Annotated in this window: 13 protein-coding genes; 6 read left to right on the top strand and 7 right to left on the bottom strand. The window is 36.1% G+C overall.

Annotation, left to right across the window (positions count from 1 at the left end; genetic code table 11):
* Together GWI97_RS09670 and GWI97_RS09675 are read left to right on the top strand one after the other, a co-directional pair.
* Complete coding sequence (locus GWI97_RS09670) at positions 1 to 516, top strand: fimbrial protein (RefSeq protein WP_036939783.1); 516 nt, start codon at positions 1 to 3, stop codon at positions 514 to 516.
* Between the two features lie 8 nt (positions 517 to 524).
* Positions 525 to 1,691: a hypothetical protein gene (locus GWI97_RS09675; protein ID WP_036939780.1), complete on the top strand. Its 1,167-nt coding sequence runs from the start codon at positions 525 to 527 to the stop codon at positions 1,689 to 1,691.
* Positions 1,692 to 1,805: 114 nt separating this feature from the next.
* On the opposite strand, the gene GWI97_RS09680 is transcribed toward GWI97_RS09675, so the two are convergent.
* From GWI97_RS09680 to GWI97_RS09700, 5 genes are all read right to left on the bottom strand, one after another.
* The gene (locus GWI97_RS09680; protein WP_161751935.1) at positions 1,806 to 2,864 is read right to left on the bottom strand and encodes a fimbrial protein; all 1,059 of its coding nucleotides are present in this window, start codon (positions 2,862 to 2,864) and stop codon (positions 1,806 to 1,808) included.
* 9 nt (positions 2,865 to 2,873) lie between these two features.
* On the bottom strand, positions 2,874 to 5,375 hold the full coding sequence (locus tag GWI97_RS09685) for a fimbria/pilus outer membrane usher protein (RefSeq protein WP_087803825.1): 2,502 nt from the start codon (positions 5,373 to 5,375) through the stop codon (positions 2,874 to 2,876).
* A 19-nt stretch (positions 5,376 to 5,394) separates the two neighbouring features.
* A complete protein-coding gene (locus GWI97_RS09690; RefSeq protein ID WP_036939774.1) occupies positions 5,395 to 6,075 on the bottom strand; it encodes a fimbrial biogenesis chaperone in 681 nt (226 codons plus the stop codon).
* A 57-nt stretch (positions 6,076 to 6,132) separates the two neighbouring features.
* Entirely contained in the window at positions 6,133 to 6,711 is a 579-nt protein-coding gene (locus GWI97_RS09695; protein WP_036939772.1) for a fimbrial protein, read from the bottom strand.
* 631 nt (positions 6,712 to 7,342) lie between these two features.
* Entirely contained in the window at positions 7,343 to 9,145 is a 1,803-nt protein-coding gene (locus GWI97_RS09700; protein ID WP_036939770.1) for a sigma-54 interaction domain-containing protein, read from the bottom strand.
* A gap of 366 nt (positions 9,146 to 9,511) precedes the next feature.
* Here GWI97_RS09700 and dpaL point away from each other — a divergent pair, with 366 nt between their 5' ends.
* From dpaL to GWI97_RS09720, 4 genes are all read left to right on the top strand, one after another.
* Positions 9,512 to 10,729, top strand: coding sequence for a diaminopropionate ammonia-lyase (gene dpaL / locus GWI97_RS09705; protein WP_036939765.1), 1,218 nt, complete (start codon positions 9,512 to 9,514; stop codon positions 10,727 to 10,729).
* A gap of 31 nt (positions 10,730 to 10,760) precedes the next feature.
* Positions 10,761 to 11,945, top strand: coding sequence for a YgeY family selenium metabolism-linked hydrolase (locus tag GWI97_RS09710; RefSeq protein ID WP_036939762.1), 1,185 nt, complete (start codon positions 10,761 to 10,763; stop codon positions 11,943 to 11,945).
* A 72-nt stretch (positions 11,946 to 12,017) separates the two neighbouring features.
* The gene (locus tag GWI97_RS09715) at positions 12,018 to 13,604 is read left to right on the top strand and encodes an N-acyl-D-amino-acid deacylase family protein (RefSeq protein ID WP_036939759.1); all 1,587 of its coding nucleotides are present in this window, start codon (positions 12,018 to 12,020) and stop codon (positions 13,602 to 13,604) included.
* A gap of 95 nt (positions 13,605 to 13,699) precedes the next feature.
* Positions 13,700 to 14,974 carry an MFS transporter gene (locus tag GWI97_RS09720; RefSeq protein ID WP_036939756.1) on the top strand — a complete coding sequence of 425 codons (1,275 nt, stop codon included), beginning with the start codon at positions 13,700 to 13,702 and terminating at the stop codon, positions 14,972 to 14,974.
* Positions 14,975 to 15,195: 221 nt separating this feature from the next.
* On the opposite strand, the gene prfH is transcribed toward GWI97_RS09720, so the two are convergent.
* Positions 15,196 to 15,807 carry a peptide chain release factor H gene (gene prfH, locus GWI97_RS09725; RefSeq protein WP_161751936.1) on the bottom strand — a complete coding sequence of 204 codons (612 nt, stop codon included), beginning with the start codon at positions 15,805 to 15,807 and terminating at the stop codon, positions 15,196 to 15,198.
* Entirely contained in the window at positions 15,807 to 16,943 is a 1,137-nt protein-coding gene (locus GWI97_RS09730; RefSeq protein WP_036939751.1) for an RNA ligase RtcB family protein, read from the bottom strand. The genes prfH and GWI97_RS09730 overlap by 1 nt, the downstream gene beginning before the upstream one ends.
* Positions 16,944 to 17,061: the final 118 nt, after the last annotated feature.

Raw genomic sequence — 17,061 nt, forward strand, 5'->3', positions numbered from 1 at the left:
ATGAAGAAAATAATACTAGCGCTAACTATTGGCTTATTCTATGTACCTATTTCATTTGCTGAAATTCAGATTACAGTTAATGCGATGCTAGTGGATCCTGCATGTACCGTAACCGATGGTAAAGGGGCAAAAGAGCTATTTGTTAATTTTCAAAATGTAGATGTTAATGCAATAGTAAAAACACCACCAAAAACCTTTGATGTATTAATTAAAGATTGTAACTTAAATAAAATGATGAATTTATATCTTTCCCCTAAAGATAATGGTTACTTTTCTTATAATGGTACTGATGTATTAGCCACAACAACGGCGCAATTAGGGATTGAATTTTCTGATATTACCAGTGGCAAACGTAAAATTAATGTTCAGCGTTATGAACGTATTACGCCAATTCTTAGTAGTAGTAATTCAGGAAAAATATCACTAAGTACTCAATTGGTATCAAATCGTTCTGGCACACAGCTTAAAATGGGACCTTTTACAGCTAATGTTTCGTTATTAGTTGATTATAATTAGAGGCTAGTATGAAAAATTGTTTATCATTAATAAATAAAAAGATATTAATTTATTTAGGGGCTACGATTAGCATCAGTTTATTCTCTCCGTTAAATTATGCAGCTAATTATCCATCTGTTTATATTGATACAATTCAGAATCCCTCAGATGGATATACAATTAACCTTTCGGCTAGTAATGTTCAAATTTCTAAAACACCCACAATTGCATCAAATGGTGACTTTTTTTATCAAGTAGGGCCAACATTCAAAGTAAATAAAGGTGTCAAAGGGCAAGTACAGTCCAGCGGGATGGTTAACTGTATGGGGAGTTATGTAAAACAATTTCCAGAGGGAACTAGAATAAGAGGAGATAATCATCTTCATCGTATATTTGTTTATTCTCCTCAAATGCCTTATACACTAAATGGATTACCTGTTTTCCAGCTTAGTTATAATACGTTTGTTACAATTGTTCCACCTGATGATATTTTAAATAAATGGAACACAATAAGAAAAAATGCACGGTTTTGTAATCCAACATCAGCCATGCTTAGAGACTATTTTACAAAAGGGAAAAATAAAAATTACTCTATTGATAAGTTTTATTATCAATTTCCTTTCGAAATTTCAGTTTTTATAAGAAAAAGAAATATCGATGGGATAACTATTATTCCAAGTTCAGATTTTGCAGGATATGCGAGGGCATGGACGAATATAGCCGATACATCATTGGCATTTAGTTCATTACCTCAATCCATGCCAATTAGCAGTACAACAGCACCAATGAGGTTGATTGGGGCTACCTTGATATCACCTGCAGAATGTCGAACTGATGTGGGTTATAACTTGGTTATTAATCACGGTGTATTAAATGCTGAAAAGTATGAAAGCCGAGTTGTTAGACCGATTAATTTCTCTTGTGATCACGTTGTTCCAACCCCTGTTGAATTTGAGCTACTTTATACAAAAGATGGCGATCCACAACAGCGATTACCTTTGAAAGTGGATGGCACAAATAAAACTATTTATAGCAAAATTCAAATGATTGATGCGGAGACAGGTAATCGAGGGCAGAGATTCACTTCTCGGGTGGGGCAATATAAACAGATCCAAATAGAAAGTATATTAAAAGGAACAAATGCCAGTGGAGGTAATTATAGTGGTACTGCTGTGTTAATTGCCGCGTATCCTTAATAATTTTTATTAATCTAAATAAGAAAAATAAAAGCGTTATTTATTTTTTAATAACGCTTTTTTATTGAATATTACGACGTATTTATGACTAATAGTAACTAATTGTTATCTCTATTAATTAAATTCAAGTACAAAGTTGGCTGACGCATTTACTTTACCTGGTTTTACATCATCGCCATAACGAAAATACTCTGCTTTCAATGGTACGCTAGTGGAGCCATTGGCTAAATCTGCCAGTTTAACAAATTGATTATTCACTAAACGTGTATCATTACTTAATGGTGATGAGACAACAAAACCAATGCCTTCAGCATTATCACGACCACCTTCATTATCTGCTTTAATTACGGATCCTTGTCCTTCATAACTTGCAATATTATTTGCCATAAGTTTTATTTTGGCAGAAACGTTACCAGTGCAATTGATTTTTAGATGATCTTCAGCATAAGCCTGTTCAGTGGGAAAACCTATTTTAGGAAATGCAGAAGTTGATATTCTAGGAAGGTTCATAACAAGATTGGTATTTTCTGCACTGCATGAGGTTGGAGCGCTATTTATTTTAACAGATAAACGATAACTAAAGCCAACAGCTGTCGTCCCTCCACCAGAATTAAAACGGTTAACTAATATTGAACCGAGGTATTGGGTTCTAAAGTCAGCCTCTTTGGGATTCTCTTTAGTTGAGTAGACAATCACCGTTGCATCGATAGGATAAAGATGATCGTCATCGACAGGGATCTCTTGTCCTGGCTGGCTTCTAAATGGTAATCCCGTTTTATTGTCATATAAAACATAAACATAATCATCCCTTTTTACTGCAGGGCCATTAGGGACGATGTAATAAGCAGGTTTACCATCGATATCCATATAATAGGTCGCTTTAATACCACTACCTTCACTATAAGTGGCATAAGCATAAACTTCGGAATTTGGAGAGCAGTCTGCAACGGGTATATTTCCACCATCACGAACAAAAGTAAATCGACCTATTTCTTGATTAACCTTAATGACACCACTGAGGTTAATAATATTTCCTCGAGAATCCATTGTGCCATGTTTAATTCCCCCGTTATTTACACAGCCATCAGCATGGCTATAAAAAGAAACAGAAGATAAGCCAAGTATAAAAGTAAGAAATAATAAATTATTGGTTCTCTTTTTTGCATTAGTCATTTTATTTCCTTATTTACACTCAGCAGTTAAAATATATAACCCATTGTTTGAAATCTCATTATTTGTATTATACATGGCATGGCAATGATATATTTTGCCTTCAGATTTCCACGAAACTTGAATATCGCCTTGTGGTTTATCTGCGACAAAATAGAGTTGATTAAAGTTAGACACCCATTGTTTTTCAGTTTGTCCAATATCAGCTTGCGCTCCCATAGGAATAACGCTGTTATTGGGGGTTTCTAATGTGAGTAAGAACTTAAATCCCTTTTTAGCATCAAAATCAGCAAGAATTAATGCGCCTTTTGTTGGGATCATATTACTAATAATATTGTTGCTAATTTCAGTATCAGCAGGGATAGATTTCGTATCAATGCTAATATTATTTTTCTGATAAGGTGACATTCCTGAAATAATCGCTAAACCACGACTATTTGTTTTCACAGACTGGCCATTAATGACTTCAATATTAGCAGTATCTTTAGTGAGAATTAAAGCATTGGTCTGTTGTAATGATGGTGTAAGTACTGCGCCATATTGTGTTGCAACTAAAGCACCACTAAGACCGTAATTAAGATTTTGTCTATTTTTTGAGTATGAGTACCCCGCATTTACAATCGCTGATGAGGTTTTATAAGAACCGTTTAATCCGCCACTATAGTTGATATCTTTATTACCATAACCTTGATAAATATCCCAGCTAGCTTGGTTTTTCTCACCATAAGTTCCACTTAAACGTGCTGTATGTAAGGTTTGATCGTTATTATTAGTTGAGACAGCATAATTTGCCCACACATAGTTTTCATTCCACGTTAATGGAATACTGATATTCATACTTAAATCGTAAGTGTTTTTATCATTGTTATTGTATCTATAGCCATCGTAATAAGTATAATAAATGCTGTAATTAATCTTATTTATCGAGCTATTAAATCCAACGTTATAAGAGCTAATATTTTTTCCATCAGCATATTTATAAATGATCGAATTTAAATTTATTGAGGAGGTATTTGAAAATAGAGGTTGGCTAATTGACATCGTATATTCATTTTTTAATCCCTCATTTGTTTTATATTCTTGATCCTTGTATTCCATCGCATCATTGAAGTTAAGAAAGTTAGCATCAAAATGGCGATAACCTACTACAGAGACATTAGTATTAGTTAATTCAATATTTTTTGAATAATTAACTCTAAAAGCATTACCATTTAAAGAGTTATCATGATTAACTGTTGATTTTGCATAAAGCCAATCCGCTGTAATAGCGCCATAACTTCCAAAGTTAATCCCACTTCCTAAACCAAAAGATTGATATTTTTCAGCAACAAGTAAACCACTATAAAGGGTGACATAATCGGTTAAACCGTAATAAGCTTCGGCCTGAGTTAAATAGGTACCATCACCGCTATTATGGCTATCGTATTTCCCTGTTGAAAAACTATATCTCATTTCACCTTTTCGTTCTAAGCTAGCAATAGAAGAAAAAGGTACAATGAAATTTTTTTCTGAACCATCAGACTCTTTTACATTAATATATAGATTTCCTCCGCTACTCATTGGAGAATAATCAATAATATTAAAAGGTCCTGCTGGTACACTCTTTTTGTAGATAACTTGCCCATTTTGTGTAATGGTAATGATAGATTCAGAGTTGGCAATACCGACAACACTAGGGGCATAGGTTCTATTTTGGTAAGGTGTCATTAGGCGATCTGTCATTAACTTCAATCCGCGATATTTAACAGAGTCAAATAATTGGGATGAACTATAAAGATCACCTATTTGTAATTCACTTTTTAGGGAATAAATATCTCTAGAAAGGACGTTACTTAATGTATTCCATTTATTCTTACCATTTTCATTTCTCGTCCATGTTGAATAATTATAAAAACGCCATGCATCAAAGTTAATTTGACTTTGGATATTACCATAATAACTATCGTTGGTTTCACCATTACTGCGATGATTGAATGATGAAAATGAATAGTTAACTAAAGTCGCAGGAATACCGGGGTCCCAGTTATTAACTTCGTTTAGTTGACGTCTATTTTCGTTAATATATTTTTGCGGTAAAGTTAGTACATACTGGTTTCTATTTAAATCTAGCGTGCTAACAGTGTGTTCAATAAGGCTAATATTAATAAATTTTTCATCTTTTTTAATTAATTCACTAGGAATATCAACACCAGCTTGATACCACTCATCAGCTGTTAGTAAAGGTACTAGGTTTTTTTTATTTTCTGCGTTATCCATTAACGAAAATTCAACTTCACGATTAAAAATACGATTTTTATTAATAAAAAAATCAATATGGTAATAACCTGGTGCAATAGAAGATTCTCTAAATACACTAAGGTCTTCATTTGTTACCTGTTGTGAATGACCTTCAATATTCAATAGATTAGGTGGGTAATAATCATCTGCTGAAGTATTAAATGAGAAAAATAAACCTCCAAATATTAATAAATGGAGTGGAGATTTATTTAAATAATGATCCTTTTCTATTTTCATGTTGAAATAAATCTCTTAGTTATAATTTAAAATCAACTGGAACACCCTTACCAAAGTCATCAATATAAATAAGCTGAATTTTATTTTGATTACTTTGTATTTTATTGACTTTTATAATTGTTTCGGACTTTGGAGATAAATAACCTGGATTATCTTCAACTTCACTATGATTAAGAAATATCTTTCCAATATTGATGAAAAAAGGCGTATTGTTAGTAATCACTATATTGCCATTCTTTAATGACCATTTAAGTGTTTTTACTTCGTTTTCAATATTAATATGACTAAGTGATTGCGGACGATAAATTAATTTTATTTTATTTGTCATGGAATAACGTAGAACATTTTCTAAGTTCTCATTGCTGGGGGCCACAAACTTAACATTAATCCAATACATTGATTCGACATCATTAGGAAGCGTAATATTTTTAGTGACTTGTAATGTATTTTTTTGCTGTGCAACAAGTTTTAATAAAGGAGGGGTAATAACAAAATTTTGGGTCACTTTACCGTTAAGATCTTCAATCCAAGATTGTAATAAATAATTTGTGTCTTTATCGGTATTAAATGCGACAAAGCCTTCGTTATTGCTTTGTTCATTATAAATGACTCGTGTCGTTTCTAGGCCAAAACCAGCAAAGCTTGGTGCTATGGTACCTAATAGTAGTCCTAACCCTAAAAATACATTTTTGAAAGACATAACGATAACAACCTTAATGTAAGCGCGCAGACTAAAGTATTAACCTGCGCTTAATTATTATTGATAAGTAATGGTATAGTTTAGTGTCGCGTCTGCTTGACCAGGGCTAACGGTGTCTGCCGTGCTGATATATTTAGCGACAAACTCTGCATTCCAAGTTGTATCAGCACCTTCAACGTCAATGGATTCCGTTTTGCTTCCATTAATAACCAATGCCTTACTCATATCTTTGGTGTTATAAATACGAATACCTACGTTTTTAGCGGTCTCTGAACTGGTTGGGTTATCTAATGCTAAAATTTGATCGGAGCTACTATCGGCTTTGCCATCGAGTTTTAGTGTTACTTTTCCTACTGGTGGGCATTGTTCTAAAGTAATTTCAATTTTGCCATTCCCATTTTCACCACCCACTTCAGAATCTTTTCCATCAAATGCACTAGTCGGATAACGGCCCATTAATACGTTTGCATTCGGCGAATTAGTGTCGTTAATATCGATAATGCAAGAAGAAGAATAAATTAAGCCTTTAAAACTTAAAGTTCCTGTTTGTGTTTCAACTGCTAATACACTAGCGCTTGCCATCATTGTTGAAATAAGCAAAGTGATTGGAAAAAGTTTTTTTGTTGAAATAGTCATTTTATGACCTCTATAGATTTATATAAATAGTAGTTGTTTTCTCAATGAAAACAGATTAAATGCTATTTAATTTAGAGATTAACTTACTATTACCAATTATAAATCTAGTAAAAGCATCTGAATATAAAAGTGCTTTAAACAGATAAATAAAATAACAAGATATAATCTTTTATAAAATAGCTTGTTAGTATTAATTAATTATATAAATTTCATATTTAGGGGAATTTATCATTTTTAATTAATGCTGAGTTCTTTATGACATTCAAGTTGGTTTTGAGTGAAAGGAGTTTAGTGATTTAACTGAAGTATGTCTTATTGACAATGTTAAAAAATTTTCTTATGAAAAATAAAAATATCGTTAATATTATAATAAATAAAAATAAAAAATTGAATATTTTCAATTTGTTATTTTAAGCTTTGATAAGCATATGACGATAAAGTAGTTTAAGTTTACTTTATTGACATTATATTTAGTTACAAATTTTGAGTGATTTAACGTAGTAAAATAAAATAATTAATATATATAAATTTAATTGTCATACATATATAAGCAGAAAATTATAAAAATAGATAGTCTAAAAATGATGGCTTGATATTGGCAAATTAAAATAAAGATAGGTAATTATAACTATTATGCTTTATTTATTCTGCGGTATAGCGTAGCAATACTTATTCCTAACATTTTGGCTGCTTTTTTCTTTCCATCTAGAGTATATCCTGTTTTATCTAATACCTGTATGATTGTTTGGTATTCTAAACGGTGTCTTTTTATTTTTAAATTATCTTTTTCTTTATTTAATTGAGATTGTTTATCGTTATTTTTTATATTCTCTACCATGGGTTCCAATAAATATTCATTTTTGTTATTTATCGTTTCTGCGGTTTCTAATAGATAAGGTGGCAGATGGCTGAGGTTTAAATCAAGGGTATCACCTTGCATAACATACATATATTCAATCACATTGCGTAACTCTCTGATATTACCCGGCCAATCATAGGAATATAAATAGTTAATGATGGAATTAGGGATCTTCGTTGCAGGTCGCTGATAGGTTAAGGCTAAATCATCCGCAAAAAATTGTGCAAGTTCAGCAATATCTTCTCGATGATCACGTAATGCAGGAACATGGATTGGAACAACATTAAGGCGATAAAACAGATCTTCACGAAATTGCCCTTTATTTACCATATCACGCAGATCTTTGTTTGTGGCGGCAATAATTCGTACATCAATATTGATCGTATTATTAGAGCCAACACGAGTAATGCTTTTTTCTTGAAGTACTCGTAAAAGCTTAGCTTGTAAATGCAAAGGCATATCCCCAATTTCATCAAGAAATAGGCTACCGCCATGTGCTAATTCAAATTTACCAATGCGTCCCTTAGGATCAGCACCGCTAAATGCACCACGGACATAACCAAAAAGCTCACTTTCTAGTAGTTGTTCTGGGATAGCGGCACAGTTAATAGTAATAAAAGGTTGTTTTGTACGTAGGCTTTGTTGATGGATAGTGTAAGCAACTACTTCCTTACCTGATCCACTTTCTCCGGTGATAAGGACACTGGCATGGCTAACGGCTACTTTGCTTAACATGTTTTTTAATTGGAACATCTTTTGTGAGTTACCAATTAAAGGTGAGTGGGGATTTTCATCAACGGAAAGGGTATTTACTTGCGTCATATAATCACGGGCATCATGAAAGATAACCATGGTAAGCTGATCATTATCAACGGATGAAAAGGTGATTTTTTTGCACAGTACATGATAGCGTTGTTGGTTTAATATTAGCCATGCTTCTTCATCACCATAAAGGATATCGCCAGTCATATCGATATCAAGGGATTGGCCAATTAATTCGCAATCAAAAAAACGTAAAGCAGAAAGGTTGGCGTGCCAAATTTTACCTTGGCTATCAATCGCAATAACACCTCTATCCATTACATCAATCAAATTTCGAAAAGTACCGAATCGCTCTTGCTCTCTAAGCCTTTCAAGGCATTCAAAAATACGGCTTGAAATCATCCCTGAAAATTGTTCGATGAAGGTGATAAAAGCTTGTTTTTGTTTCATCAAAAACATTTTTTGTTCTCGGTTAGAACAGATAATTCCAATTACACCAATAACTTGGTTATTCAGAAAAATAGGGGCATTAAGATCAAGCTCTTCAGTACAAGTTAAGCGGTTTTGGCACAATTGACAGAGGCTATTTTCTTTAGGATCTTCAATTAATATGGTTTTCTGTACCTGTAATACATGGCGATAAATATGCCCATTGTTAGAGACATCTTGATTGAGCATATAACGGTAGCGGCCCGTACCCGCAATACGAATTAAGTTGTTGTCAATAATTTCAACATCGGTGCCTGTGATGCCAGCAATAGCATCGGTATATTTACTCATTTCATCTTGTAGGGTACTAAGTAACGAGTGCATCACATTTTCACCTCACCTTAAAATTATCAATATTGATAATAAATTATCATTTTCTATTTTTAATTCTTAATTTAATTATTATTTATCAATGTATTAAGCTATTTTTGTATAAAGCTCACATGGTTTCTTATTATTGATAATTTATCACTTAAATAAAACCGCCTAGATCACAGCTTTTCTGTATCGTTAATTTCATTTTTTTATCACAAAAAAATAAATTATTTTAAAATCAATGGATTATATTTAATTGCATGCTTTTGGAAGGAGTTGGCATATATATTGCGATATAAGGGATAACCCTATGTATTTCGATTAATCGCGATATGGGTTATCGCGAATTTTAAAGTGTGATTAAGAGGTAATTCCATGCAGGAGCAATTGCAGTACCTGATTAACCAAAGTTCATTTACGCGAAAACCAACCGCTGAGCTTGCCCCTTTTCGTTATGAAGAGTTAGTGAAAGCGTTAGATTTTCACAGAACGATCCCAGGATATGCACCTACACCATTATTTCATTTACCCCAGTTAGCCAAAACCTTAGGGGTTGGTGAGCTATATCTCAAAGATGAGTCTTTTCGTTTTGGTTTAAAGGCCTTTAAAGCCTTGGGCGGCGCTTATGCAATGGCGCGCCATATTGCTGATTTCCTCGAGATGGATATAAGTGAATTACCTTATGAGGTAATGATCAGTGATGAGATCAGGAAAAAGTTAAATGGTGTGACTTTTGCGACAACCACTGATGGGAATCATGGACGTGGTGTTGCTTGGATGGCAAGACAGTTAAAGCAAAAAGCAGTGGTCTATATGCCAAAAGGATCATCACAAGAGCGTTTGGATGCCATTTTACGTGAAGGTGCCATCGCTGAAATCGTTGATATGAACTATGACGATGCGGTGAGAATGACGGCTGAAATGGCTGATAAATATGGTTGGATAGTTGTTCAAGATACGGCATGGGATGGCTATGAAGAGATCCCTCTTTGGATCATGCAAGGTTATGGCACTTTAATGCTGGAATCTCTCGCGCAGTTACATGAAGTACCCCCGACGCATATTTTTGTGCAAGCCGGTGTAGGCTCTTTTGCCGGTATGGTACAAGGCATGGTAACTGCGGCTTATGGCGAGCAAGCACCGAAAGTGATTGTGGCTGAAGCGCGTATTGCAGACTGTTTATATCAATCTGCTGTATCAGGAAAAGCGGATGCTATACCTGTTGGGGGTGACTTACAAACCGTTATGGCGGGGCTTGCTTGTGGTGAAGCGAATAGTATTGGTTGGAATTTATTACGTGATTATTCAGCGGCATTTTTCTCTTGCCCTGATGCTGTCGCGACGAGGGGAATGCGGATTTTAGGGAACCCTTTACCTGGTGATCCGCACATCATTTCTGGCGAATCTGGCGCAGTCACAACAGGCTTACTCTCTATTTTAATGCAATCGTCTGTTTATCAGAATGCAAAAGAAGCGCTGGGATTAGATGAAAATGCAAGAGTGCTTGTGATAAGCACTGAAGGTGACACCGATCCTGAACGTTATCGCGATATCGTGTGGGATGGTGAGTTGCCTAGCTTCAAACAATTTTAAAAAACAAATAAGTCTTTTGGAGTGAAAAAGTATGTTATCAGCAAACCGATTTGATGAAGTTATTAAGAATTGCCAATTATTAATCCAACAAAAAAGCTATTCAGGTGAAGAAGGTAACGTTGTTAAAGTCATAGAGGAAATGATGAAAAGCTATGATTTTGACGATATTCATATAGATAAGTACGGCAACATTATTGGTGGAATTATAGGTCAGCATCCAGGGAAGACCCTTATTTTTGATGGTCATATCGATACTGTGCCGGTGAGTGAGCGTGACTGGAAAGAAAAGCCTTATGGCGCAGAAATAAAAGACGGCAAGATTTATGGTCGTGGCACCAGTGATATGAAAGGTGCTGTCGCTGCTATGATTTCGGCGATAGGCTTTTACGGTCAAGATAATCAGCGTAACTTTGCTGGCCGCATTTATGTCTCTTGTATTGTGCATGAAGAGTGTTTTGAAGGCGTAGCCGCAAGATTGGTTTCAGAGCGCTATAAACCCGATTATGTGGTGATTGGTGAAGCCTCTGAATTAAATTTAAAAATAGGGCAACGAGGTCGTGCTGAAATCGTCGTTGAAACCTTTGGTAAGCCAGCCCACTCTGCTAATCCAGATGCAGGGATCAACTCCGTTTATAAAATGGCAAAACTGATCGAGAAGATCAGAACCTTAACGCCATCCGTCCATCCGGTATTAGGAAAAGGGATCTTAGAGCTAACGGACATTAAATCCTCACCTTATCCGGGCGCTTCGGTTGTACCTGAGTATTGTCGTGCTACTTACGATCGTCGTTTGTTAGTGGGTGAAACTAAAGAGCAAGTGCTTGCACCATTACAAAAAGCGATTGATGAACTTTCTTCTCAAGATGCTGATTTTAAAGCTAAAGTCTCTTATGCCTACGGTACTGAAAAATGTTACACCGGAGCCACTATTGAAGGTGAACGTTTCTTCCCTGGTTGGGTATTAGAAGAGAGCGATCCTTATGTACAAAGCGTTTTAAAAGGGCTGCATGAATCGGGCTTTAACCCTACAGTCACACAATACTCTTTCTGTACTAACGGTAGTCACTATGCAGGTGAAGCGGGTATTAAAACCATTGGTTTTGGTCCATCCCGAGAAAACTTGGCGCACACCATTGATGAATATATCGAAATTGAACAACTAACAGGTGCTGCGAGCGGTTACTACAGCATTATGAATAGCCTTTATCACCTTTAATTCTTACGAAATAAATCCTTACTAGAAGAGTATCTGACAAAACAGTCAGATACTCTTTGGAGAAATAACAGAATGAAAACAATATTTAAAAACGCCACTGTTATTGATGGAACAGGGGCAAGTGCATTTCAAGCTGATGTCGTGATTAATGAAGGAAAAATAATAAAAATCGGTCAGATTGAAGTCAAATCAAATGATCAGGTTATTGATGCTACAGGAAAAATAGTCTGCCCTGGTTTTATTGATACGCATACTCACTCTGATCTTTCTGCTCTGCTTAATCCTGCTTTATCTGCCAAAATCCGCCAAGGGATCACTACTGAATTGTTAGGGCAAGATGGTGTCGCGTTAGCGCCATTACCAGAACAATATATTTCAGCATGGCGCAAGAATATTGCGGGTTTAGATGGTGATTCTGACAGTATTGATTGGCATTTTAAGAATACCGAAGGTTACTTAGGGATGTTGGAAGCAAGAGGCTCTGCAACCAACCTTGCTTACCTTGTGCCTCATGGCAATATCCGAATGGAAGCGATGGGATTAGAAGGTAATCCTTCTACTCGCGAAGATGTCGCCAAGATGTGTGAGATCTTAGAGCGTGAATTAAAAGCAGGGGCGTTTGGTTTATCAACAGGATTGATTTATATGCCTTGTGCCTTTGGTGATACTGCTGAAATGATCGAACTTTGTAAGGTTACTGCGAAGCACAATGGTATTTTTGTGGTTCATCAACGCAGTGAAGCTGACGATATTATCGAATCAACTCAAGAGCTTATTGATATCGCTAAAGCATCTGGTGTTTGGTTGCATATTTCTCATATGAAAGTGTGTGGTAAGAAAAACTGGGGGTTAATCGACGAAATGCTCGGTATGTTAGAGCAAGCCCAAAAAGAGGGCATCCGTATCTCTTTTGACCAATATCCTTATGTGGCAGGCAGTACCATGCTTGGAGTGATTTTACCACCTTGGGTTCACGCAGGGGGAACAGAGAAATTATTAGAACGCTTAGCTTCTCCTGAACTGCGTAAAAAGATGATTGAAGATATCGAAAAAGGTATTCCGGGTTGGGATAACTTTATTGATTTCGCAGGGTTAGAAAATATTTATGTCACTAGTTCTAAAACAGAAAAAAACCAAGATGCCGTTGGCCTTAGCCTTGTAGAGCTAGGCAAATTGAGAGGTAAAGATCCGTATAACGCAACTTTCGATCTGCTATATGAAGAAGAAAATGCGGTAGGAATGGTGGATTTTTACGGTACAGAAGAGCACGTGATCAAATTCTTATGCCGTCCTGAACAAAACGTCTGTACTGATGGGCTAATGGGTGCAGGTAAGCCTCATCCCCGTGTATTCGGTGCATTCCCTCGTGTTTTAGGGAAATACGTCAGAGAAGAAAAATGCCTCACTTGGGAACAAGCTATCCGCAAAATGACAGGTAAACCTGCCGAAGTCCTTCGATTAATCGATAGAGGCTTAATTAAAGAGGGATATGCCGCAGATATTGTGATGTTTGATCCTGAAACCATTATTGATAAAGGCACATTTGTTGAACCAAACCAATACCCAGAAGGGATTGACTTGGTGATGGTCAATGGACGTATCGCTTTAATTAATGGTGTCGAAAGTTACGCCTGTAGTGGTCATGTTTTAAGAGCATAACAATACAATAGCACTCTTAAACGTTAAACCTTATCTCTGTTTATCACGGTTGTTCTTCAACCGTGATGGTTTCCCCCTACCTGAGGAACAGGAAAATGAGTTCAAATATTATTCCAGACCTTCAACCGAAGAAAACATGGAAAGCTCGTTATACCGTTTTATCCTTAATTTGGTTAGCATGGTTACTTTCATTCTTAGATAGAATGGTAATGAGTGTTTCATTACCCTTTATTGGACGTGATCTTAATCTTGATACCACCCAACAAGGCTTAATAATCAGTGCGTTCTTTGTCGGTTATGCGGCATTCCAAATACCCGGTGGTTTCTTAGCTGACCGCTTTGGTGCGCGTAAAATCATGGCGATCGGTATTGCATGGTGGTCAGTATTTACCAGCTTAACGGGTATGGTGTTTACATTACCGTTAATGCTTGCCGTGCGATTCTTATTTGGTATTGGTGAAGGCTGTTTTCCCTCTGCCTCTTGGAAAATGATCTCAACGTATTTCCCTTCTAAAGAGCGTGGTCGTGCAACGGCCATTCAATCAACAGTAAATACCTTAGGGCCAGCATTAGCCGTTATTGTTGCGGCGAGTATTATTGGTGCTTTTGGCTGGCATATGGTGTTTATTGTTTTAGGTATTCCGGGTTTATTAATTGCTGCAGGTATTTACTTCTTCACTCGTGATAATCCAAAAGATCACCCAAGTATTACTCAGCAAGATCTCGATGAATTAGCGGCAGATGGTACATTAACGGATAAACCGGTTGAAGCCGTACCTTTTAAAGACGTTTTAAAAATGCCAGTGTTGTGGCAAATGGCAGCGATTTGGTTTTTGTTTGATATTACCTTCTGGGGATTCTCAACATGGCTACCAAGTTATTTAATTACTGTTCGTGAATTCTCTTTGGCTAAAACCGGGGTAATGGCGGCTATTCCATTCTTATTTGGTGCTGGTGGTACATTATTAGGTGGTTATGTTTCTGATAAATGTAAATCACAGCGTAAATGGTTATATATGGTTACCGCAGTAATTGCAGCAGGCTTCTTATATATGACATATACCGTTGAAAGTGCGGATATGGCTGTTGTATATCAGTGTATTTCAGCATTATTTATGTTCTTCGCCATGGCAATGTTCTGGGGTATTTTAATGGATACTATCCCGAATAAAATCATGGGCCGAGCTTCAGGAATTGTTAACTTCGGTGGTCAAATGGCGGGAGTTGTTTCAGCACCGGTTATGGGCTTCTTAATTAAAGCGAGTGGTGGCAGTTATGACAGTGCATTTATATTTATGATAGTTGCATTAGTCGCCTCTGCTGTAGTGACATTCACTGTTAAAATGAGAAATACACCAGCACCCGTTTAATTAATCAGTATTAATAACGTTTATATTTAAATAAGTGTGATGTTATTAAAAGAAATAAGATTAATTAAATAAAATAAATGTATTAACTGTAAGATTTATTTATTAAAACTCACTATACGCTTTATTGATTTTTTAATTTAAAAAATCTTATTGCAGGATACTTTTGTCTTAAAAAAGCCACGATTAAAAATCGTGGCTTTGCTTTTGTTAGATTAATGACATTATTTGTTTATTAGAACAAAGTCATTACCACTAAAACAGAGTGTGGCATCGCCACGAATAACTCGGTGATGGGCAATATGGCGTTGGCTATTTAATGAGGCGTGTTGCTTCATCATATAAGCCTCTAAATGCCATGCAATAAGTTGTTTAGCAAGCTTTTTATTGGCGTGCTGACTACGCTCTGATTGCACTTTTACACTAATGCCTGTGGCAATATGTGTTGCTCTGATCGCAGATTCTGTTTTGTTAACATGCTGACCACCGGGGCCATTGGAACGCATGGTTTCAAAGACAATTTCTTTGTCGTTAATTTCATCAGGTTGTTCAAAACAGGCAACACCAATAAACCAGTTTTTACGCTTATGCCGTGGTCGTAACGTGCTTGTGCATTGCCATTGTACTGAACCTGTCCACTGTTGGGCGATAGTTTGTGCATCAGCACCTTCAAGAGACACTAACGCAGATTTTAAGCCATAACGTGAAGGCTCTTTTTCAAGGATTATTACGTTAACTTTTTGTTTTAACGTTGATTTCAAAAAGTAATTTAAGGCTTTTTCAACCGCTAAACAGCACTCTTCAGGGCCTTGTGCAGAGGTGAATTGTAATAACATTACGCCATCTCTCCACTGGTTTTGTAGGTGATCACCGGTTTTAAACGTGCAATGACTTCGATTAATCCAATACTCACCATACTTTCAATCACTGTCTCAATTGATTTATAAGATTGTGGTGCTTCTTCATAAATCAGTTGTTTATTGGCACAAATAATACGGCTACCTAATGCAGTTCGTGAAAGTTGTAAGGGTGTAAAACGGTGTGATAAACGGCCTTTACACTCTGTTCGCATCCATTTTCTGCCAGCACCATGCGGTAATGAATGAAGGCTTAATTCAGACACAATAGGCTTAACAATATAACTGTAATCACCGCGTGAACCCGGAATAACGACCATATCGTGATGTGCCGGTGTTGCACCTTTTCGATGTAACCAGCCTTGTTGACCATGTAATTCGCAAGGCTCTACAAGATTATGATTTACATCAGAAATAACCTCACCTTGAGTACGGATTTGGCGCATCATTCTTTCACCAATAAGGCGACGATTAATCTTTGCATAATCAAGTGCATTATTGTGAGCTTGCAAATATTCATTTGCATCTTCGGTGTTAGCAACCAGTCCTTTATGACCAAACTGTTCTGTATGAGCACGTAAGATAGATTGTCCTAAACCTCTCGATCCGCTGTGAACGAGTAGCAATAACTGTTTTTTATTGATACCACTTTCAGCGAAAAGGGTTTCATTGATCACTTGGTCAATTTGTTGGAATTCAGCAAAGTGATTACCACCACCAATAGAGCCTAAAGATCCAGCAAAAGGGTGGTTTTGCATTTCAGTCGGTAGATGTGCTTCTAACCATTCTGACGGTGCGATATCACTCATTTCACTCAACTGTTTTTCTGCTTTATCTAAGTTAAGTTTGCTGTTTTTAAATTCAGTTTGAAAGAGTGTCATACCACAGCCAATATCATTTCCGACTAAGGCAGGGTAAAAACGATTAACAGAAAAAAAGGCTGCGCCAATAGGATAACCGCGACCAGGATGTAGGTCTGGCATACCTGTCACATAAGTCATATCAGGAAGTTGAGCCGTTGTTTCTAGTTGTTGGATTGCTTTGCTTTCAATCCAAGTATTATCCGATGCGATATAACAAACGCTATCAGATAAATAATGAACACACTTGTCCATATACCAATCCATATAATGTAAAGGATAAAAAAATAAATTGATTGGCGGACAGCAAAAAGAAGGAAAAAAGGATTACTTCTGAGATTGTCCGCAAAGAGTATTCATATTTGTAGTTGTC

The organism is Proteus sp. G2300, assembly GCF_009915965.1.
Taxonomy (GTDB): Bacteria; Pseudomonadota; Gammaproteobacteria; order Enterobacterales; family Enterobacteriaceae; genus Proteus; species Proteus vulgaris.

Bases quoted from the DNA above. Each gene is read 5' to 3' on its own strand.
- GWI97_RS09670 (WP_036939783.1), top strand. From the start codon at position 1: ATGAAGAAAATAATACTAGCGCTAACTATTGGCTTATTCTATGTACCT.
- GWI97_RS09675 (WP_036939780.1), top strand. From the start codon at position 525: ATGAAAAATTGTTTATCATTAATAAATAAAAAGATATTAATTTATTTA.
- GWI97_RS09680 (WP_161751935.1), bottom strand. From the start codon at position 2,864: ATGACTAATGCAAAAAAGAGAACCAATAATTTATTATTTCTTACTTTT.
- GWI97_RS09685 (WP_087803825.1), bottom strand. From the start codon at position 5,375: ATGAAAATAGAAAAGGATCATTATTTAAATAAATCTCCACTCCATTTA.
- GWI97_RS09690 (WP_036939774.1), bottom strand. From the start codon at position 6,075: ATGTCTTTCAAAAATGTATTTTTAGGGTTAGGACTACTATTAGGTACC.
- GWI97_RS09695 (WP_036939772.1), bottom strand. From the start codon at position 6,711: ATGACTATTTCAACAAAAAAACTTTTTCCAATCACTTTGCTTATTTCA.
- GWI97_RS09700 (WP_036939770.1), bottom strand. From the start codon at position 9,145: ATGCACTCGTTACTTAGTACCCTACAAGATGAAATGAGTAAATATACC.
- dpaL (WP_036939765.1), top strand. From the start codon at position 9,512: ATGCAGGAGCAATTGCAGTACCTGATTAACCAAAGTTCATTTACGCGA.
- GWI97_RS09710 (WP_036939762.1), top strand. From the start codon at position 10,761: ATGTTATCAGCAAACCGATTTGATGAAGTTATTAAGAATTGCCAATTA.
- GWI97_RS09715 (WP_036939759.1), top strand. From the start codon at position 12,018: ATGAAAACAATATTTAAAAACGCCACTGTTATTGATGGAACAGGGGCA.
- GWI97_RS09720 (WP_036939756.1), top strand. From the start codon at position 13,700: ATGAGTTCAAATATTATTCCAGACCTTCAACCGAAGAAAACATGGAAA.
- prfH (WP_161751936.1), bottom strand. From the start codon at position 15,807: ATGTTATTACAATTCACCTCTGCACAAGGCCCTGAAGAGTGCTGTTTA.
- GWI97_RS09730 (WP_036939751.1), bottom strand. From the start codon at position 16,943: ATGGACAAGTGTGTTCATTATTTATCTGATAGCGTTTGTTATATCGCA.